Genomic DNA, 19210 nt, shown 5'->3' with positions numbered 1-19210 from the left:
GACCGAGCAGCCCCCGGAGTCCCTGGTGTTGCCGCCGGCTCGCGACGCCGGCCTGCTCGCGGTGGCTCTGGCCGGAGTGTCGGCGTCCGGGCCGATCATGGCGGCCACCGCGGCGCCGGCGCTGGCCATCGCGTTCTGGCGCAACGCCCTCGGCGCGGGCAGCACCGGGCTGTTCACCGGCCTGCGGAACCGGGCCGAATTCACCGCGCTGGACCGCCGGGGGTGGGCGGTGGCCTCGCTTGCCGGGGTCTTTCTCACCCTGCACTTCGGCACCTGGGTGCCCTCGGTCAAGCTGACCTCGGTCGCCTCGGCCACCGCCCTGGTCGCCACCCAGGCGGTGTTCACCGCCCTGATCGCCGCGGTGGCCGGCCGCCGGCTGCCCCGGCTGGCCTGGCTGGGGATGGCACTGGCGATCACCGGCACCGCCCTGATCGCCGGCGCGGACTTCGCGGTCTCGGCGCAGGCGCTGACCGGCGACGCGCTGGCGGTGCTGGGCGCGATCTTCGCCGCCGCCTACGTGACCACCGGCGCCAGCGCCCGCCAGGAGATGTCCACGGCCACCTACACCACCATCTGCTACAGCGTGTGCGCGCTGGGGTTGCTGGTGGCCTGCCTGGCCGGCGGCCAGCCGCTGGGCGGCTACTCCGGCCGGGCCTGGCTGCTGATCCTGGCGGTGACCGGCTGCGCCCAGCTGCTCGGGCACAGCCTGTTCAACGTGGTGCTGCGCTCGGTCAGCGCCACCCTGATGAGCCTGACCATTCTGATCGAGGTTCCCGGCGCCGCGCTGATCGCGGCGGTCTGGCTGCACCAGCGGCCGCCGGCCAGCGCGATCCCGGGGCTGGTGTTGCTGCTGGTCGGCCTGATCGTGGTGGTGCGCTCCCGCGCCCGGACCGCCGAGCCGGTGCCCGACCTGGATTGAGGCTGGGGCCGGCCCGGACTGGACTAGCAGTATCTGCGGAAGGACTTGGAGTACTGGGTCATCTCGCCCCAGTTCACGTACCCGCAGGGGCCGTCCTCGTACTCGCCGACGCGCACGGTGAAGGTGGCGTCGGAGTAGTACTCGATCAGCATGTCGCAGGTGTCCGGTTGGCAGATCGGGTAGGTCGCCGATGCCGGAGCGCTCGGCCCGAGCAGGGTTCCGGCGGCGAGCACGGCCGCGCCGATGACGATCCGGGAACGGGCACCAAGCTTCATAAGTCCTCCAGAAGGTAGGAACAAATAGTATGTATGGTATCAAAGGAACGGAAGACCCGCGCCGGGCAGACCTGGGCTCGCCGGCGGCGCCTCGCGCGGTGTGAGCCCGCGAACATCGTCCTGCGAGCGGGTGGCCGCCGGTGGCATCCTCAGCAGCTATGACCGCTTCTGACGCCTCTGACGCCCAGCCCGAAACGCTGCAACTGCGCCGGTCCTGCCTGGCGGTGCCCGGCTCCAACCCGCGCTTCCTGGAGAAGGCCAAGGACCTGCCGGCCGACCAGGTGTTCCTCGACCTCGAGGACGCCTGCGCGCCGCTGGCCAAGCCCGGCGCCCGCAAGAACATCGTGGCGGCGCTGAACGAGGGTGGCTGGGGCAGCAAGCTGCGGGTGGTCCGGGTCAACGACCTGACCACGCACTGGACCTATCGCGACGTCATCGAGGTGGTCGAGGGCGCCGGTGCCAACCTGGACGCGATCATGCTGCCCAAGGTGCAGAGCGCGGCGCAGGTGCAGTGGCTGGAGATGACCCTGACCCAGATCGAGAAGACCATCGGCCTGCCGGTCGGCCGGATCGGCATCGAGGCCCAGCTCGAGAACGCCCGGGGCCTGCTGGCGATCGACGAGATCGCGCAGGCCTCGCCGCGGATCCAGACCTTGATCTTCGGCCCGGCCGACTTCATGGCCTCGATCAAGATGCGCACCCTCGTGGTCGGCGAGCAGCCGCCGGGCTATGACGTGGGCGATGCCTACCACCACATCCTGATGTCGATCCTGATGGCGGCCCGGTCGCACGACCTGCAGGCCATCGACGGGCCGTACCTGCAGATCCGTGACGTCGACGGCTTCCGCCGGGTGGCCGGACGGTCGGCCGCGCTCGGGTTCGACGGCAAGTGGGTGCTGCACCCGGGACAGATCGAGGCCGCCAACGAGATCTTCGCGCCGTCGCAGGAGGACTACGACCACGCCGAGCTGATCCTGGACGCCTACGACTACTACACCTCCGAAGCCGGCGGGGCGAAGGGCTCGGCCATGATCGGCGACGAGATGATCGACGAGGCGTCCCGCAAGATGGCGCTGGTGGTCGCCGCCAAGGGCCGGGCGGCCGGGCTGTCCCGGACCTCGGTGTTCACCCCGCCGGAAGGCTGAGCCGGTTCTCGCTGCTTTGTGTGGCGGCGCGTTTGTGTGGCGGCGCGTCCCCGGCTGGTCGTTGGCCGCGGTGCGCCCGGGGCCGTCCGGCTGATCGTGGCCAGAGGTGCGTCCGGGCTGATCGTTGGCCGCGTAGCAGGGTGACTCGCCGGGGAAGGCTCGGCTGGGCGGCCAACGATGCGAAGGTTCCAACACCAGGCCGCCGACGATGCGACACCACGGCGACCGGATAGCGTGGACGGCTCGGTGCACCCGCTGAGAGCCTTGTCACCGGGGTCCTGCTGGCCTCATAAGGCTTACGGCCCGGATACTGGCCGGTAACTTCACCGCGCACCCGCCGATCCCGGAGGTATCGCCATCATGGCTCGTCTCGCCCAGACAGCCGGTCTCAGCGACATCCAGAAGGAGATCCTCTCCACCGTCCGGGAGTTCGTCGACAAGGAGATCCTGCCGAACGTCCACGACCTCGAGCATGCCGACGAGTACCCGGAGCAGATCGTCGCGGGCATGGCCGAGATGGGGCTGTTCGGCCTCACCATCTCCGAGGAGTACGGCGGCCTCGGCGAATCGCTGCTCACCTACGCCCTGGTGGTCGAGCAGATCGCCCGGGGCTGGATGAGCGTGTCCGGCGTGATCAACACCCACTTCATCGTCGCCTACCTGCTGGCCCAGCACGGCACCGACGAGCAGAAGCGGCGGCTGCTGCCCAAGATGGCCACCGGCGAGGTGCGCGGCGCGTTCTCGATGTCCGAACCGGACGTCGGCTCCGATGTCGCCGCCATCAAGTCCCGGGCCACTGCCGATGGGGACGGCTTCCGCCTGAACGGCCAGAAGATGTGGCTCACCAACGGCGCCAGGTCGCGAGTGGTCGCGACCCTGGTCAAGGATGAGCTGGGCGCCGAGTCGGTCTACCGCAACATGACCACCTTCCTGATCGAGAAGGAGCCGGGCTTCGGCGAGACCCGGCCGGGGCTGCGGATCCCCGGCAAGCTGGAGAAGATGGGCTACAAGGGCGTCGAGACCACCGAGATGATCATGGACGACGTGGCGGTGGCGGGCGGGGACATCCTGGGCGGCCCGGACAAGCGCGGCCAGGGCTTCTACCAGATGATGGACGGCATCGAGGTCGGCCGGGTCAACGTCGCCGCCCGGGCCTGCGGCATCTCGATCCGGGCCTTCGAGCTGGCCATCGACTACGCCCAGCAGCGCAGGACCTTCGGCAAGAAGATCGCCGAGCACCAGGCGATCGCCTTCAAACTCGCCGAGATGGCGACCAAGGTGGAGGCCGCGCACCTGCTGATGACCAACGCGGCACGGCTGAAGGACGCCGGCCAGCGCAACGACGTCGAGGCCGGGATGGCCAAGCTGCTGGCCAGCGAGTACTGCGCCGAGGTGACGAGCGAGTCCTTCCGGATCCACGGCGGCTACGGCTACTCCAAGGAGTACGAGATCGAGCGGCTGATGCGCGAGGCGCCGTTCCTGCTGATCGGCGAGGGCACCTCGGAGATCCAGAAGACCATCATCAGCCGCGGCCTGCTCAAGGAGTACCGCTCCTGACGCCCGGTTCGGCCATCGCCTCCGCCTCTGAGGCATGTTCGACCAGGTCCGTCGTCCGGGGACCGAAGGCCGGCAGGGCGCGGGCGAAGGCGGCGGCGTCGCCGGAGACCACCCAGGAGCGCATCTGGGCGTCGCTGCGCCGGCCGAAGACGCCGCGCCAGAACTCGAACAGCGACGTCCGCACCACCGCATCCGGCTCGCCCTCGCCGTAGGTGCTGGCGTGGCCGTCCAGTTCCACGGTGACCGTGCCGACCGGGGCCAGCTTGTACGGGGCAACCGCGTCGATCAGCGGGAAGGCCGCGACCACCGCGTCCATCGGCAGCCTCGGCGCGCCGATGGTGGCGCGGATGTCGCTCTCATGGTGCAGCGCGTCGTGCACCACCTGGAGCCACCTGCGATCCTCCGGCGCCAGCTGCTCGAGCTTGGGAGTGCACACCCGTCGCTCGGTCAGCAGGTCCGCCAGTGAGGCACCCCGGCGGCTTTCGACGTGCTCGGCCGCCCAGGGGTCGGTCCCCAGGCCCACGTAGGACGGGGTGCCGAACGAGGCGGCGCCACCGGCGAGGTGGGCGAGCATCTCGCGCACCGTCCACTCCGGGCAGGCCGGGGTTCGGGTGTCCAGCGTCGCGTCGTCGAGCGGGGTGACCAGCTCCTCCACGCGGCGCGCGGATTCCACATACAACTGGTAGTACATCTCGGCCTCCTCGAATAGCTTGTCCTCCAGGCGCACCTGCCACCGCGGCGGGCGTGCTCTCTGCGATCACGGCCTACGATCACGGCAGAGGGTTGCCCGTCGCCGAAGCGGCTGCGCCGCCGCCAACCTATAAGGCCGCAGCGCCGGACGGGACTTCGAGAATGACCGCTATGAACACCTACGAACTCGACCGCCAGTACGTCTTCCACTCCTGGTCGGCCCAGGCCGCCCTCACACCACTGGTGATCACCTCGGCGTCCGGCAGCTATGTCACCGACGGCGACGGCAACCAGTTGCTGGATCTGAGCTCGCAGCTGGTGAACACCAACATCGGGCACCAGCATCCGAAGGTGGTCGCCGCGATCAAGGAGCAGGCCGACCTGCTCTGCACGGTCGCCCCGCAGCACGCCAATGCCGCCCGCAGCGAGGCCGCCCGGATGATCGTCGAGCGGGCGCCGGCGAACATGGCCAAGGTGTTCTTCACCAACGCCGGGGCCGAGGCGGTGGAGTACGCCGTCCGGATGGCCAAGCTGCACACCGGGCGCAACAAGGTGCTCTCCACCTACCGCAGCTACCACGGCGGCACCCAGGCCGCGGTGAACCTGACCGGTGACCCCCGGCGCTGGCCCAACGACCTCGGCACCAGTGGCGCGGTGCACTTCTTCGGCCCGTTCCTGTACCGCTCGGCGTTCCACTCCAGCACCGAGGCGGAGGAGTGCGAGCGCGCCCTGGAGCACCTGGAGCAGGTGATCGGCTTCGAAGGCCCGGCGACGATCGCCGCGATCATCCTGGAGACCATCCCCGGCACCGCCGGCATCATGCCGCCGCCGCCGGGCTACCTGCAGGGCGTGCGGGAGCTGTGCGACCGGTTCGGGATCGTCTACATCGCCGACGAGGTGATGTGCGGCTTCGGCCGGACCGGCCGCTGGTTCGCCGTCCAGAACTACGACGTGGTGCCGGACCTGATCACCTTTGCCAAGGGCGTGAACTCGGGCTACGTCCCGCTCGGCGGCGTGATCATCTCCGAGGAGATCTGCCGGACGTTCGCCGACCGGGCGTTCCCGGGCGGGCTGACCTACTCCGGGCACCCGCTGGCCTGCGCGGCGGCGGTGGGGAGCATGACCGCGATGACCGAGGAGGGCATCGTCGAGAACGCGGCCCGGATCGGTGAGCAGGTGCTCGGTCCGGGGCTCCGCGAGCTGGCCGAGCGGCACCCGATGATCGGCGAGGTGCGCGGGCTGGGGGTGTTCTGGGCACTGGACCTGGTCAAGGACCGGGCCACCCGCGAGCCGCTGGCCCCGTACGGCGGCACGTCACCGGCGATGACGGAGCTGGTCGGCGCACTCAAGGCAAACGGCGTGCTGCCGTTCACCAACTACCACCGGTTGCACATCGTGCCGCCCTGCACCATCACCGACGAGGAGATGCGCCAGGGCCTGGCCGCCGTCGACAAGGCGCTGGCCGCGGTCGGCCACCACTACGAGGGCTGAGCCGCTGGGAGCTGCTGCTAGGAGCTTGGTGCTACGAGCCCGGCAGGATGTTCACCGCGCGAGCGGCGATCAGCGCGACCGTCACCAGCGAGATCGCCGACTGCAGCATGAACAGCACCTTTGCCCAGCGTGACAGCGGCACGGTATCGGTGGGCGAGAACGCGGTCGAGTTGGTGTAGGACACGAAGAGGTAGTCGATGACGATCGGCTCCCAGTTCAGCGCCAGCTTGGGATCGGTCATCTGCGGGAACAGCAGGTCAGGTGTGTCGGCCAGGCCCAGTGCCCGGCTTGCCGGGCCGCCCCGGTCGTACTCCCAGTACCACAGGGCGAACACGATGGTGTTCGTCAGCCAGATCGCACCGCCGCCGGCCAGCAGCTCCAGCGCCCCGATCTGGCCACCGGTGGTGATCCGGTGCACCAGCAGGACCACCGACATCGCGTTGTTGGCCGCCACCAGGGCTAGCACCAGCAGGCTGCCGATCCGGACCCCGCGGGTGCGCCGCGACATCCGCTCGGGATGGCTGATCACCAGCACGAGCAGCCCGGCGAGCTCGATGACCGGCAGGACGTAGCGGGGATGCAACACGAACCGGTCCGGAAGCAGCATCTGCAGGATCACCGCGGCCAGGATGGCGAGCGCCACCCACCAGCGTTGCTCGCCCTCGGTCCGGCGTTGCCACGCCGGCACCCCATCGGCTGGGTCGGAAGCCGGGGCGCTTGCCGGGCCGTTGGATCGCCGGATGCTCACGCTCCGGATTCTGAACCGCCGGATCGGGAGTTTCGCCGACGACACGCAGCCCAGCACCCCCGACCGGCTAGGTTTCGGATCAGAGCCGCGGAGGCTGATCGGGCGGTTCGGTGACGGGCCGTTCGGTGACGGGCCGTTCGGCGACGGGCGGTTCGGCGACGGGCGGTTCGGCGACGGGCGGTTCGGTGACGGCGGTACGGGGGGAGGCGCCATGCTGGCGCGGTGGGTGCTCAGGCTGTTGCTGCTCGCGGTCGTCATCGGCGTGGTGGCCGAGATCGTGCCCGGCATCGAGGTGCACGGCGAGTTCGGCGCGCTGCTGTGGATTTCGGTGTTGTTCTCGCTGGTGAACGCGATCCTGGGGCCGCTGTTCAAACTTCTGAGCCTGCCGCTGATCGTGCTGAGCCTGGGCTTGTTCCTGCTCGTCGTCAATGCCGCGCTGCTCGGCATCACCGCCGGGCTCAGCAGCCATCTGGACGTCGACAGCTTCGGTGCTGCGGTGCTGGGCGGGTTGCTGATCGCCGTGTTCAGCTGGCTCGCGGAGTTGGCGCTGCCAACCCGACGCCGCGACGATCCGCGCCGGTTCCAGTCCTGAGAAGTCGCACCCGGGCGGCGTAGCGTACGGCGCGAAACGTACGCCCATCGGAGTGCCGGAGTCGTGCATGGCTGATCCAGCGATCGCCGTCGAGAACCTGGTGGTGTACCGCGGCAAGCGGCAGGTGCTGTTCGACCTGAGCTGCGCCGTGCCGGCCGGGCAGGTCACCGGGCTGCTCGGTCCCAGCGGCGGCGGCAAGACGACCTTGCTGCGCAGCATCGTCGGGGTGCAGGTGATCCGGTCCGGCACGGTGACCGTGCTGGGGCTGCCGGCCGGTGACCCGGCGCTGCGGACCCGGATCGGCTACGTCACCCAGGCGCCGTCGGTCTATGCGGACCTGTCGGTGGCCGACAACGTCCGGTACTTCGCCGCGCTGACCTCCGGAGCGGACCGGGTCGAGGAGGTGCTGGCCTCGGTGGACCTGGCCGACCGGGCGGCCGACCGGGTCGATCAGCTGTCCGGCGGCCAGCGGGCCCGGGTCTCGCTGGCCTGCGCCCTGGTCGGCGCGCCGCCGTTGCTGGTCCTGGACGAGCCGACGGTCGGGCTGGACCCGGTGCTGCGGCGCGATCTGTGGAACCTGTTCCACGACCTGGCGCGGGGCGGCAGCACCATCCTGATCAGCAGCCACGTGATGGACGAGGCGGCCCGCTGCGACCGGTTGCTGCTGCTGCGCGACGGGCGGCTCTACGCCGATGACACCCCGGCGGCGATCAGGCACCAGACCGGCACCGAGGACCTGGAAGAGGCGTTCCTGCGGCTGGCCACGGACTCGGAGGAGGCCCGGTGAACCCCGCGATCACCGCCGCCACGGCAGGCCGGGTACTGCGCCAGCTGCGCAACGACCCGCGCACCGTCGCGATGCTCGTCGTGGTCCCGAGCGTGCTGATGATCCTGCTGCGTTACGTCTACAACGGCTCGCAGCGGACCTTCGACAGCATCGGCCTGTCGCTGCTGGGCATCTTCCCGTTCATCACCATGTTCCTGGTGACCTCGGTGGCGATGCTGCGCGAGCGCACCAGCGGGACCCTCGAGCGGCTGTTCACCACCCGGCTGGCGAAGCTGGACCTGCTGCTCGGGTACGCGGGCGCCTTCGCCGTCGCCACCGTCGTCCAGGTCGGCGTGGTGTCGCTGATCGCGTTCGGCTGGCTCGGCCTGGACGCCCGGGCCGGCGTGGGGTGGGTGCTGGCGCTGGCGCTGGCCAGCGCACTGCTGGGCATGGCGCTGGGCCTGCTGGTGAGCGCGTTCGCCCGGACGGAGTTCCAGGCGGTGCAGTTCCTGCCCGCCGTGGTGCTTCCGCAGTTCCTGCTGTGCGGGCTGCTGACGCCTCGCTCGGAGATGGTGGACCTGCTGCGCTGGCTGAGCAACCTGCTTCCGATGTCCTACGCGGTCGAGGGGCTGGCCCGGGTGGGGCAGGGCACCGTCGATGCCGTGCTGTTCCGCGACGTCGCGGTGGTGCTGGCCTGCATCGTGGCGGCGCTGGCGCTCGGGGCGGCCACCCTGCGCCGGCGAACCTCCTGACAGTGCGCCTCCTGACAGTGCGCTTCTGACAGTGCGGTGCTAGCGGCGCCGGCGCGCCCGCGAGCACCGCATCCGCCGGCCCGGGCCGGACCGCGGACGGCCCGGTTCGGCCGCCGCGAAGGCGAAGAACGATGCCAGCAACTGGTCAGCGGCCAGCTCGCGCTCGACCTCGGTCAGTTTCGAGTGCTCTTCCTCAGACAGCGCCATGGGAGTCTCCCGGCGGGCAACAGTCACCGACCGGCCGGTGGGCCGTCAGGACCAGATAGGGCGCGGCTTCTCCGCGTAAAGCCGGCGGAAACCAAGAGGTCGCTGGTGCGGGCTCTCATCGCCGATAACAGACTTCCAGGCTTACTCGCAATGCCAGCCGCCCGCAAGAGCCGTGGTCGGGCCGTCGCCACAGAGCACTGTCGAAGAAGCCGAAGGGCTTACTCAGCCGACGCGAGCCCGATGACCGGCTGTGATCGAGCAACAACAGAACGTTGCTCTCACGGTGAGTCTGCGGTAGACAGGAGGGGAGCGACGGCACCCGGTGGCGTTGAGCAGGCAGCGCTCCTAGTTGAACAGCAGCTTCAGGGTGCCGCTGCTCCCGAAAGTGATCGAAGAGGGCTAGCCTCGGCACCGCTGGATCAGCGGGCCGAGGATAACCTCGGCGAGTTCGTGCCAGGAGTGCACCATGGTGGCCACGCCGGCCTCGGGCAGGTCCTCCACCCGCTGCTTGCGCTCCTCCGCCGGCAAGCAGCGGCGCGATCTCCTCGCGCATCAACCCCTCGAGGAACTGGGCTAGAACCGGATCGGTCATCGCCTCTGTCCGTGGTCCGTTAGCCGGCCGGCGAGCCCGGATGGCCCAGCGCACAATGGATTCCGTGAGCAGCCGACTCTGATCAGCTCGTACGGCGCGACATCGTCGACGAAACCTGCCCCCACCAGATCCAGCGGCGGCCTGCCGTCGCAGAACGAGTCCTCGATGACCACTGTGCAAAGGGGTTCGGTGATCACCGGCCCGCAGTCGGCCACCGCCACGTGGTACCCCGACAGGCTGAGGAGTAGGACAGGGTATGGGGTAGGTAGGCCAGTGACAGGCGGAAGGAGCCTCGGTAGATGGCGAACACGGTGGCCGACGTCCTGCTGGCCAGGTTGCGCGAATGGAACGTCCGGCAGGTCTTCGGCTATCCCGGCGACGGGATCAACGGCCTGCTCGCGGCCTGGGGACGCGCCGACAACGACCCGCAGTTCGTCCAGGCCCGGCATGAGGAGATGGCCGCGTTCGAGGCGGTCGGCTTCGCCAAGTTCTCGGGGCAGGTGGGAGTCTGCGCGGCGACCAGCGGGCCGGGAGCGATCCACCTGCTCAACGGGCTCTACGACGCCAAGCTCGACCACGTGCCGGTCGTCGCCATCGTGGGCCAGACCGAACGCTCGGCGATGGGTGGCTCCTACCAGCAGGAGGTCGACCTGCTGAACCTGTTCAAGGACGTCTGCTCGGACTACGTGCAGATGTGCACGGTGCCTCAGCAGCTTCCCAACCTGATCGACCGGGCGATCCGGATCGCGCTCACCGAGCAGGCGCCGACCTGCCTGATCTTTCCCTCCGACGTCTTCGACCTGGAGTACACCGCGCCCGAACATGCCTTCAAGCAGGTGCCGTCCAGCCTCGGCCTGGTACCGGCCACCCCGCAGCCGGACGACCAAGCGGTACGGCAGGCCGCCGACATCCTCAACGCCGGCGGCAAGGTCGCCGTGCTGGTGGGGCAGGGTGCTCGCGGCTGTGTCGAGGAGCTGACCGAGGTCGCCGAGCTGCTCGGTGCCGGGGTGGCCAAGGCGCTGCTGGGCAAGGACGTCCTGTCCGACGAGCTGCCGTGGGTGACCGGCTCGATCGGCCTGCTGGGAACCACCGCGTCCTACCGGCTGATGATGGACTGCGACACCCTGCTGACGGTGGGGTCGAACTTCCCCTACACCCAGTTCCTGCCGCCGCTGGAGCAGGCCCGCGCGATCCAGATCGACCGGTCCGGCACCTGGATCGGGATGCGCTACCCGTACGAGCTGAACCTGGTGGGGGATGCCAAGCTCACCCTGCGCGCGCTGATCCCGCTGCTGCGGCGCAAGACCGACCGGGCCTGGCGCGAGGAGATCGAGCGCAACGTCGCCGACTCCTGGGAGACCCTGGGACGCCAGGCGCTGACCGGCGCCGACCCGGTGAACCCGATGCGGATCTTCTCCGAGCTCTCCGACCGGCTGCCCGGCAACGCAATCGTGGCGGCCGACTCCGGCAGCGCGGCCAACTGGTACGCCCGGCACCTGAGGTTCTCCGGCGAGGTACGCGGCTCGCTGTCAGGCACGCTGGCCACCATGGGGCCCGCGGTGCCGTACGCGATCGGCGCCAAGTGGGCGCATCCGGACCGTCCGGCGATCGCGCTGGCCGGTGACGGCGCCATGCAGATGAACGGCCTGGCGGAGCTGATCACCATCGCGCACTACTGGCAGCAGTGGGCCGACCCGCGGCTGATCGTCGCGGTCCTGCACAACAACGACCTCAACCAGGTGACCTGGGAGCTGCGGGCGATGGGAGGCGCCCCGAAGTTCGCCGAGTCCCAGACCCTGCCCGACGTCGACTACGCGGCCTTCGCCCGGGGCCTGGGCCTGGCCGGGGTGAACATCGACACCCCGGAGGCGATCGGGCCGGCCTGGGAGGCGGCGCTGTCGGCGACCCGGCCGACCGTGCTCGACATCCGCTGCGACCCCGACGTGCCGCCGATCCCGCCGCACTCCACCTTCGCCCAGGCCAAGTCGACCGCCGAGGCGATCCTGCGCGGGGACGAGAACGCCTGGGGCATGGTGAAGCAGGGCATCAAGCAGAAGGCCAAGGACATCCTGCCCTAGTGGTACTCCAGTGCTACTGGAGCTTCGGAAGCTCCAGGGTGCCGCTGTCGGCGACGTCGGCGGCGATCTGGGAGAGCTTGCGGTGGGTGTGCTGGCTGGTGATCCGCAGCAGGTTGAACGCCTGGTCGCGGGTGATCTTGTGCTGCGCCATCAGCACGCCCATCGCCACGCCGATCTCGCGGTTGCTCTCCAGCGCCCGGGCCAGGTGGGCGGCGGTGTCGCCGCGACGCAGCGCCGACAGCGCCAGGGCGCCGTGGGTGGCCAGCAGCAGGCCGGTCGTGACGGCGTTCTCGTCGAAGGCGTCGGTCTCGCTGGAGTAGAAGTTGAGACCGGCGATCAGGTCGTCGTCCTCGAGGAACATCCGGAAGGACAGCATGCTGCGGATGCCGACCTCCTCGACGGCGCGCCGGCCGAAGCCGGCCCAGCGCTGCTCCTCGGCAAGGTCGGGACAGACGTAGGTGGTGTTGTCGACGATCGCGTCGATGCAGGGGCCGTAGCCGAGCTCGTACTGGATCGAGTCGACCTTGAGCGGCACGTCGCTGGTCTCGGCCACCGTCTTGAAGGCTCCGGGCCGGCCACGGGTGATCGCCGAGTGCTCGGCACCTGACACCACCCGCAGGCCGTTGCCGGTGATCGAGTTCAGCACATCCTCGGCGGGAGCGGCTTCGATGACGTGCGGCTCCAGGCTGGCGAAGGCCTCGGCGAGGTGCTGCAGCGTCTCGTCGGAAGCCATCAGATCACGCTGACAGCGGTGGGAGAGGTGTCCGTCACGGCGTCCTCATTCGCAGAGTTCATTCGCAAATTTCTCAGCAGGCGGAGCAGATAGCCGACCCGATGCTGAGAGAGGGACGCTGCCTGTCCGGCCCTCGACTGTACGCCCTCAGACGGGAAGCTTGTCCCGGACGGTGTGGGTCGCCGACTGCAGTGCCAGCTCGGTGTCGCGGCGCAGCCCACTGGCCGCGTGGCTGAGCACGCGGGGGGTGCGCCGGGCCCACCAGCCCAGCGAGGGGCGTCCCGCGGTGTCGACCGAGGCCAGCAGCAGGCCGCCGAGCAGGCCGGCGTTCTTCATCAGGTGCACCCGGTGCTGGGTCCGCCGAACCGGGTCCTGCTCCTCCCAGAACGGGTGGCCGGCGGCCGTGGTCGGCACCAGGCTGACCGCCAGCACGGCAGCCGAGACCCGGGGCAGCTTGCCCAGGGCGAGCATCGAGCCTGCGACGATCTTGGCGGCGGCATCGAGCTTGACCACCTGCTCGGTGTTGGACAGCTGCGGCACCCGGCTCAGCAGCGGGTTCACCACCCGGTCGGCGGCCGCGACCCGAGTGGCCGGCTTGCGCAGGGTGTTCACCCCACCGCTGATGAAGGGGGCGGCCAGGAGCGGACGGGCGATCGCGCGGACCAGAAGCATGTAACCCATCATGCCAACTCAGGGCGAGTGGCGTCACCCCGGGCGTCAGCGCCGCGCCGGACCGCCGCCGGACTCGCCCAGCCGGCTCGCCAGCGCCTCACCGAGAAGCAGGCCGGACAGGTACGCCGCCTCAACCCGGGGCCGGGTGGACCAGCCGTCCCCGCAGGCGCCGACCAGGCTCGGCCACAGCTGGAAGCTCTCGGGTCGCCCTGCCGCCGGCTTGGCGTGCGGCCAGCGGTGCAGGTGGGTCCAGGCCGGGGCCGCGTCGATGCCGAGCACCTCCCGCAGCGCCCCCAGCAGGGACCGGGTCGCTTGGTCCGGCTGGTCGAGGTCCGGGTGGTGCGGCTGGTGCGGGTGCGGCTGGTCGAGGTGCGGCTGGTCGAGGTGTGCCGCGGCCCAGGACGTCGTGGAATGCGCGATGAGCACCGGCGCCCCGTCCCCACGCCGGCTGCCGTCATCGGTGATCCAGGACAGCCGCTCGTCGTCGTTGACGAAGATGCCGTCGAATTCGCCCCACATCGGCTCGGGCCACCCCGCGCTGAGCACCAGCACCGGCTCGAAGGCGGCGGACAGGCCGGCCCGCTCGGCCGCCAGTGCGGGGTGCAGGATCGCCCTGGCCTGTGGATCCGGCATGGCCAGCACTACCGCCGAGGCCGGCCGGGAGTCCACCAGCAGGCCGGACGGGCCGGACTCGACGAGTTCCACGCCGGTCCGTTCGACGCTGAGCCCCGCGGTGTCGGCGAGATCCTGGACCAGGGTGCGCAGGCCGGCGGTGGCAGTCCAGCGCAGCGGGCCGGTGCTGAGGCGGATGGCGTTGCGGTGCTGACCGGAGGTGCGGTGCTGGCCGGAGGTGCGGTGCTGGCTGGAGGTGCGGTGCTGGCTGGAAGTGCGGTGCTCGTACACCGCGAAGGTCTTGGTCCACGGCCGGGCCAGCCCCCGCCGCTGCCAGTCCCGCACCAGCAGATCGAACCGCTCGTCGGCCACCGTGAAGTACGAGGCGCCGGTGTCGATCGCGCGCCCGGCGTGCCGCTCGCTCGCCATCCGGCCACCAGGCTGCCCGGCGCGGTCGAGCACCCGGACCGGCAGGCCGGCCTCGGCCAGCACCCGCGCGCAGCTGACGCCGGAGATCCCCGCACCCACCACGATCACCGGATCCATCCCGCCAGCCTGCCAGTCGCCCGCTCGGCGGTGCACGCCGCCGGTGCCCTGCGAAGCCGATGGTCTGCGCTGCCGGGCCGATGGCATGATCGGAGGATGCCGATCACGACCGCCTACTCCCACGTCCGGCTGACCGTGACCGACATCGACCGGTCCCGGGCGTTCTACGAGCAGGTGTTCGGGCTGCCGATCGCCCTGGAGGTCGCGGACGACGCGGATGAGGCAACCCGCGAGCAGTTGAGCTACCTGTACGGCGGCGTGATCTACCAGGTCGGCAACGCCTTGCTCGGGCTTCGCCCGGTGGCGCCGGCCGGAGACCGGTTCGACGAGAACCGGGTGGGCCTGGATCACCTCAGCTTCCTCGTCGACGGGGTGGCTGACCTGGAGAACGCGGCCCGGTTGCTGGACGAGCTGGGGATAGCCCACGCCGGCGTCAAGGACATCGGGATGGCCCACCTCCTGGAATTCCGCGATCCGGACAACATCGCCCTGGAGCTGTACGCCTGGAAGCCGAGACGGCCTGCGTCCGAAGGCTGAGCCGGCTCGGGCCTCCACCAGACAGCCGGGCAATCGCCGGTGCCGTGGCTGGCCCTATCCGCGGGACGTACCGTGATGGCGTGTCCGGACGTCCGAGCAAGCTGACGCTGCTGCGGCCGAAGTGGCTGCTGCTGCACGCGATCACGCTTGCGGCCTGCGCCGCGATGATCTGGCTCGGGCACTGGCAGTGGCGCGCCGCGATCCGGCACCACGGCGACCTGCGCAACTACGCCTACGCCCTGCAGTGGTGGGCCTTCGTCGGCTTCACCGTGCTGATGTGGTTCCGGGTGGTCAGCGACCACCTGCGCCCGGCTGAGGATGCCGGCCCGGCCCAACCGCCGGCCGCCCCGCCCAGCCGGTACCTGGGCTACACCCAGGCACCGTCCAGCCCCGCCGTGGAGACCGACCCGGAGCGGCGCAGACTCAACGCCTACCTGGCGCACCTGAACGCCGCCGACCGAGAGGCCACCGAGTGACCAGCACCACCACCAGCCAGCGCGGGCTGTCCGGGGCCTTCCTGCGCTACCGGATCCTGGCCTATGTCACCGGGACGCTGCTCGTCCTGCTCGTCGTGGTGGCCATTCCGCTGAAGTACCTTGCCCACCATCCCGGTCCGGTGTCGGTGATCGGCACCGCGCACGGCTTCCTGTTCATGGTGTACCTGGTCACCGCGGTGGACCTCGGGATCCGGCTGCGCTGGCGCTGGCTGAAGCTGGGCCTGGTGATGCTGGCCGGCACCATTCCGTTCGCCTCGTTCGTCGCCGAGCGCCAGGCACATGCGGAGGTCCGGTCGCGCGGGGTGTCCTGACGCTCAGCCGGTGCCGCGAGCGGTTCGGGAGCTGCCCTCGCCGAGACCGGCCACCAGCGCATCGCGGGCCCGCGCCACCCGGGACCGGATGGTGCCCACCGGGCAGCCGACCACGTCGGCGGCCTCGGCGTAGGCCAGTCCCAGCACCTGGGTGAGCACGAACGCCTCCCGGAACGGCAGGTCGATGCTGTCGAGCAGCAGCCGCAGGCTGACCGTGTCGGCCGGGTCCCGGCTGCGTCCGGGCAGCTCGAGGTCGGCGACCGGGGTGCTCGGCCGGCGGGTGCGGATCGCGTCGGCGCAGACCCGCCGGGCGATCGAGAGCAGCCAGGTGCGGGCCGAGGACCGGCCGGCGAACCGGTGCAGCGAGGCGAAGGCCCGGGCGAAGGTCTCCTGGGTCAGGTCCTCGGCGTCCCGGGGGCTGCCCAAGTGCGCGCAGAGCCGCCAGACGTCGCCCTGGCAGGCGCGCACGAACGCCGTCGCGGCCTCGGAGTCACCGGCTCGGGCCCGCAGCGCCGACAGCGTGACGGGGTCGAAGTCCTGCTCTGGCGGTGGCACCGGTGACCTCCTCTCTCACGTATTCAGGCATTCGACGTGCCGGCTCGGACGGATGGCCCACCTGGTGGCTGCACCCTAATGCCGTGACCGGCGCCACAGGCTGGGAACTGAACAACCAGTGCACCCGACTGTGCTGGGTATGAGCTGTGATCCCTACCGGGAAGCCGCGTCGGCCAGGTTGGACGGCGAGGATCCAGGCATGCCGAGGGTAGTGCTGGACGATCACCTGGCACATTGCCAGGAATGCTCGACTTGGCTGGCCGCCGCCACCCGGGCGGGCCGGCTGCTGCGGGTGTCCGGGGTGACCCCGCCGGACCTGAGCGAGCCGGTCCTGCGCGACGTCGCGCTGCCGGCGGCCCGGTTGCTGCGGCGGCGGCGGCTGGTGCAGCTGGGCTTGATGCTGCTGGCCGTCCTGCAGTGGGCGCTGGCGGTGCCGGGGGCGTGGGGCGAGAACATCGGAATGGGCGCGGCGATGCACATGGGGGCACACCAGGCGCACGAGAGCGCGGCCTGGAACGTCGCGGTCGGCGCCGCCCTGCTGGCCGTGGCGTTGCGCCCGGCCCGGGCGGCCGGCACCGTGCCGATCCTGCTCGCCTTCGTGGCGGTGCTGTCGGTGCTCAGCGTGCCGGACCTGCTGGCCGGCGCGGTCACCGGCGCCCGGTTGGGCAGCCATGCCGGTGTGGTGCTCGGGCTGGTGCTGGTGGCCGTCCTGGCGCGCGCCGACCGGGTGCCCAGGCCGGGCCGGCCGGTTGCCCGCGCCGACGGGCACAGCCTGTCGCGGGCACTGCCGCGTCGCCACCGGAGGGCCGCGTGAGGCGCTGGCTGCTTGCCCTGCCAGCAGTCCTCGGCGCAGTCCTTGCCACGCTGGTCCTGGGCCTGCTGCTGGCCGCACCGGCGTCGGCGCACACCGTGCTGGTGGGTTCGGACCCGGCCGATGGCAGCAGGCTCGCCCAGTCGCCGGCAACGGTGACGCTGCGGTTCAACGAGCAGGTCGGCCTGCAGCCGGGTTACCTGCGGGTGGTCGACTCGGCCGGCCGGCGGGTCGACAGCGGGCTCGTCACCCATCCCGACGGGAACGACAGCTCGGTGACGGTGGCGCTGCGGTCGGGGCTCGGCAACGGCAACTACCTGGTCAGCTTCCGGGTGATCTCCGCGGACTCGCATCCGGTGGCCGGCAGCGTCCGGTACGTGGTGGGCGACGGCCCGCTGGATGCCGGCGGTGGGTCCGGGTCGGCATCGGCGCCGGTGGACGGCGCGGTGTCGACCGGCCTGGCGCTCAGCCACTGGCTCAGCTTCGCCGGGATCGGGATGGTCGGCGGCAGCTGGCTGGTGTTCACGCTGTGGCCGGCCGGCGCCAGCCGCCGTTCGATCCGCCGGCTGGTCTGGACCGGGTGGACCGTGGCGGGTCTCGGCGCCGTCAGCGAGTACCTGCTCGAGGGGCCGTACGCCGCCGGGAGCGGGCTCTCGTCGGTGGCCGACACCGGCCTGCTCGATGCCAGCCTGCACGGCAATGCCGGCCAGCTGCTGTCGTTGCGGGTGCTGCTGCTGGGCATCCTCGGCATGGTGCTCAGCTCGCTGTTCGACGAGGACGTGCGGCGCCGGCCGAGCGGGGGGCCCGAGGCGGCGGCTGTCGTGGCGGCCGGCATCGTGGTGACGTTCGCGGCGACCGGACACTCCCGGTCGGCGAACCCGCGCTGGCTGTGGGTGCTGGTGGACGGCCTGCACCTGAGCGCCATGATCATCTGGCTGGGCGGCCTGGTGGTGCTGCTGGTGGCCGCGCTCAGCCACGCCGGCTCGGGCCGGGCCGACTTCGACGACGCGGAGCTCGACCGGGCGCAGCTGTCGGCCGGGCTGCCGATCTTCTCCCGGGTCGCGATGGCCTGCATCGCCACCCTGGCGGTGACCGGCGGCCTGCAGGCCTGGCGCGAGGTCGGCGCACTGGACGCGATCACCACCACCCGCTACGGCCAGCTGGTGCTGCTGAAGGTGGTGCTGTTCGTCGCGGTGCTCGGGTTGGGCTACCTGGCCCGGCGGGCGGTCCTGCGAACGCGGCCGGTCGCCGTGGCCGTGCCGGCGACTGCCACCGTGCCGGCGGCCATCGGAGCGCGCTCCGGGGAAGAGCCCCCGGCCGGGGAAGGGCTGCCGGCCGGGGAAGGGCTGCCGGCCGGGGGAGAGCTGAGAACCGGGGAAGGGCTGCCGTCCGGGGGAGAGCTGCCGGCCGGGCTGGGCCGGACCCTGCTGTGCGAGGTGGTGATCGGCGCCCTGGTGCTCGCCGTGACCGGAGTGCTGATCTTCCAGCCGCCGGGCAAGGTGGCGCTGGCGGCCGAGCACAGCAAGCCCCAGCACGCCACCGTCCAGGTGAGCGCCGACACCCAGGCGTCGGTCGAGGTCACGCCGGGGGTGCACGGCAACGTCCGGATCTCGGTGCGGCTCACCGGCGGCCCGCGCCCGACCGGCATCACTGCCACGGCCAGCCTGCCGGCCCAGCAGCTCGGGCCGATCCCGTTGAAGCTGCGGGCGGCCGGGCCGGGCAGCTACACCTCCGCCGAGGTACTGCTGCCGGCCGCGGGGCTATGGGAGTTTCACCTGGCCGTCCAGACGTCGGAGTTCGACTCGACCGTCGCGGTCGCCCGGGTCAAGGTGTTCTGAGATGGCCGCGGCCGGATGCTGCGGAACGCCGTCGGGGTTCTCACAGCGAAGCCATGGCTTGGCTGAGGGATCATGTATGGCGTGAAACGCCTTCCGTTGACCCTGGTCGCCGCGATGCTGCTGACCGGGGCGGGGCTGGCCGGCCTGATCCGGGGCTCCGAACCGCTGGCGGCAGCCTCTGACACCGCTGCCGCCGCTGCCACCGCCGCGCCGCGGGGGCCGATCGTGGTGAGCGGCGCCTACGTCCGCGAGCCGGCGAACGGGATCAACGCGGCGGCGTACTTCA

General features: G+C 71.0%; 21 protein-coding genes and 2 pseudogenes. 14 read left to right on the top strand and 9 right to left on the bottom strand.

The annotated features are described in order from the left end of the window. Window positions 1-919: DMT family transporter (locus tag VF542_RS09000; RefSeq protein WP_408651365.1), on the top strand; the 919-nt coding region annotated here is incomplete at its 5' end. A 23-nt stretch (window positions 920-942) separates the two neighbouring features. Here the strand turns inward: VF542_RS09000 and VF542_RS08995 are convergent. Next, window positions 943-1194 (bottom strand): hypothetical protein, encoded by a 252-nt coding sequence (locus VF542_RS08995; RefSeq protein WP_408651364.1) that lies wholly within the window; start codon window positions 1192-1194, stop codon window positions 943-945. A gap of 158 nt (window positions 1195-1352) precedes the next feature. Between VF542_RS08995 and VF542_RS08990 the strand changes: the two genes are divergently transcribed. Continuing rightward, window positions 1353-2339, top strand: coding sequence for an HpcH/HpaI aldolase/citrate lyase family protein (locus VF542_RS08990; protein ID WP_408651363.1), 987 nt, complete (start codon window positions 1353-1355; stop codon window positions 2337-2339). A gap of 360 nt (window positions 2340-2699) precedes the next feature. Next, on the top strand, window positions 2700-3896 hold the full coding sequence (locus VF542_RS08985) for an acyl-CoA dehydrogenase family protein (protein WP_408651362.1): 1197 nt from the start codon (window positions 2700-2702) through the stop codon (window positions 3894-3896). On the opposite strand, the gene VF542_RS08980 is transcribed toward VF542_RS08985, so the two are convergent. Beyond that, on the bottom strand, window positions 3877-4587 hold the full coding sequence (locus tag VF542_RS08980; RefSeq protein ID WP_408651361.1) for a maleylpyruvate isomerase family mycothiol-dependent enzyme: 711 nt from the start codon (window positions 4585-4587) through the stop codon (window positions 3877-3879). The genes VF542_RS08985 and VF542_RS08980 overlap by 20 nt on opposite strands. Before the next feature lie 170 nt (window positions 4588-4757). Between VF542_RS08980 and VF542_RS08975 the strand changes: the two genes are divergently transcribed. Then, window positions 4758-6077, top strand: a complete 1320-nt coding sequence (locus tag VF542_RS08975) for an aspartate aminotransferase family protein (RefSeq protein ID WP_408651360.1) — start codon at window positions 4758-4760, stop codon at window positions 6075-6077. 31 nt (window positions 6078-6108) lie between these two features. Here the strand turns inward: VF542_RS08975 and VF542_RS08970 are convergent, their stop codons facing one another. After that, complete coding sequence (locus VF542_RS08970; protein ID WP_408651359.1) at window positions 6109-6825, bottom strand: hypothetical protein; 717 nt, start codon at window positions 6823-6825, stop codon at window positions 6109-6111. Between VF542_RS08970 and VF542_RS08965 the strand changes: the two genes are divergently transcribed. The 3 genes from VF542_RS08965 (at window position 6818) to VF542_RS08955 (ending at window position 8935) form a co-directional block, all read left to right on the top strand. Then, a complete protein-coding gene (locus VF542_RS08965; RefSeq protein ID WP_408651358.1) occupies window positions 6818-7417 on the top strand; it encodes a phage holin family protein in 600 nt (199 codons plus the stop codon). The genes VF542_RS08970 and VF542_RS08965 overlap by 8 nt on opposite strands. A gap of 67 nt (window positions 7418-7484) precedes the next feature. Beyond that, window positions 7485-8204: an ABC transporter ATP-binding protein gene (locus tag VF542_RS08960; RefSeq protein WP_408651357.1), complete on the top strand. Its 720-nt coding sequence runs from the start codon at window positions 7485-7487 to the stop codon at window positions 8202-8204. Beyond that, window positions 8201-8935: an ABC transporter permease gene (locus VF542_RS08955; RefSeq protein WP_408651356.1), complete on the top strand. Its 735-nt coding sequence runs from the start codon at window positions 8201-8203 to the stop codon at window positions 8933-8935. The genes VF542_RS08960 and VF542_RS08955 overlap by 4 nt, the downstream gene beginning before the upstream one ends. Before the next feature lie 39 nt (window positions 8936-8974). On the opposite strand, the gene VF542_RS08950 is transcribed toward VF542_RS08955, so the two are convergent. Together VF542_RS08950 and VF542_RS08945 are read right to left on the bottom strand one after the other, a co-directional pair. Continuing rightward, the gene (locus tag VF542_RS08950; protein WP_408651355.1) at window positions 8975-9142 is read right to left on the bottom strand and encodes a hypothetical protein; all 168 of its coding nucleotides are present in this window, start codon (window positions 9140-9142) and stop codon (window positions 8975-8977) included. 399 nt (window positions 9143-9541) lie between these two features. Continuing rightward, entirely contained in the window at window positions 9542-9670 is a 129-nt protein-coding gene (locus VF542_RS08945; protein ID WP_408651354.1) for a hypothetical protein, read from the bottom strand. Between the two features lie 363 nt (window positions 9671-10033). On the opposite strand from VF542_RS08945, the gene VF542_RS08940 reads away from it, so the two are divergent. Continuing rightward, window positions 10034-11812 carry a thiamine pyrophosphate-requiring protein gene (locus tag VF542_RS08940; protein ID WP_408651353.1) on the top strand — a complete coding sequence of 593 codons (1779 nt, stop codon included), beginning with the start codon at window positions 10034-10036 and terminating at the stop codon, window positions 11810-11812. 13 nt (window positions 11813-11825) lie between these two features. Here VF542_RS08940 and VF542_RS08935 read toward each other — a convergent pair whose 3' ends face one another. The 3 genes from VF542_RS08935 to VF542_RS08925 form a co-directional block, all read right to left on the bottom strand. Further along, entirely contained in the window at window positions 11826-12545 is a 720-nt protein-coding gene (locus VF542_RS08935) for a GAF and ANTAR domain-containing protein (protein WP_408651352.1), read from the bottom strand. A gap of 147 nt (window positions 12546-12692) precedes the next feature. After that, window positions 12693-13217 carry a DoxX family protein gene (locus VF542_RS08930; RefSeq protein WP_408651351.1) on the bottom strand — a complete coding sequence of 175 codons (525 nt, stop codon included), beginning with the start codon at window positions 13215-13217 and terminating at the stop codon, window positions 12693-12695. A 45-nt stretch (window positions 13218-13262) separates the two neighbouring features. Continuing rightward, window positions 13263-14462, bottom strand: coding sequence for an NAD(P)/FAD-dependent oxidoreductase (locus tag VF542_RS08925; RefSeq protein WP_408651350.1), 1200 nt, complete (start codon window positions 14460-14462; stop codon window positions 13263-13265). Between the two features lie 9 nt (window positions 14463-14471). Between VF542_RS08925 and VF542_RS08920 the strand changes: the two genes are divergently transcribed. The 3 genes from VF542_RS08920 to VF542_RS08910 all read left to right on the top strand — a co-directional run bounded on the left by VF542_RS08920 (window position 14472) and on the right by VF542_RS08910 (window position 15720). After that, complete coding sequence (locus tag VF542_RS08920; RefSeq protein ID WP_408651349.1) at window positions 14472-14912, top strand: VOC family protein; 441 nt, start codon at window positions 14472-14474, stop codon at window positions 14910-14912. Between the two features lie 80 nt (window positions 14913-14992). Further along, a complete protein-coding gene (locus tag VF542_RS08915; RefSeq protein ID WP_408651348.1) occupies window positions 14993-15388 on the top strand; it encodes a hypothetical protein in 396 nt (131 codons plus the stop codon). Beyond that, a complete protein-coding gene (locus tag VF542_RS08910; protein ID WP_408651347.1) occupies window positions 15385-15720 on the top strand; it encodes a DUF3817 domain-containing protein in 336 nt (111 codons plus the stop codon). The genes VF542_RS08915 and VF542_RS08910 overlap by 4 nt, the downstream gene beginning before the upstream one ends. A 3-nt stretch (window positions 15721-15723) precedes the next feature. On the opposite strand, the gene VF542_RS08905 is transcribed toward VF542_RS08910, so the two are convergent. Further along, complete coding sequence (locus VF542_RS08905; protein ID WP_408651346.1) at window positions 15724-16275, bottom strand: sigma-70 family RNA polymerase sigma factor; 552 nt, start codon at window positions 16273-16275, stop codon at window positions 15724-15726. 139 nt (window positions 16276-16414) lie between these two features. Here VF542_RS08905 and VF542_RS08900 point away from each other — a divergent pair, with 139 nt between their 5' ends. From VF542_RS08900 to VF542_RS08890, 3 genes and pseudogenes are all read left to right on the top strand, one after another. Beyond that, on the top strand, window positions 16415-17089 hold the full coding sequence (locus VF542_RS08900) for a zf-HC2 domain-containing protein (RefSeq protein ID WP_408651345.1): 675 nt from the start codon (window positions 16415-16417) through the stop codon (window positions 17087-17089). Continuing rightward, window positions 17086-18315: pseudogene (locus tag VF542_RS08895) on the top strand (copper resistance protein CopC); the annotation flags it as partial. The gene VF542_RS08900 and the pseudogene VF542_RS08895, both read left to right, overlap by 4 nt. Window positions 18316-19005: 690 nt before the next feature. After that, window positions 19006-19210: pseudogene (locus VF542_RS08890) on the top strand (MFS transporter); the annotation flags it as partial.

The organism is Jatrophihabitans sp. (assembly GCF_036389215.1).
Taxonomy (GTDB): Bacteria; Actinomycetota; Actinomycetes; order Mycobacteriales; family Jatrophihabitantaceae; genus Jatrophihabitans_A.
The sequence above is the reverse complement of the archived record's forward strand: the minus strand, read 5'-3'. Positions and strand labels throughout refer to the sequence as shown.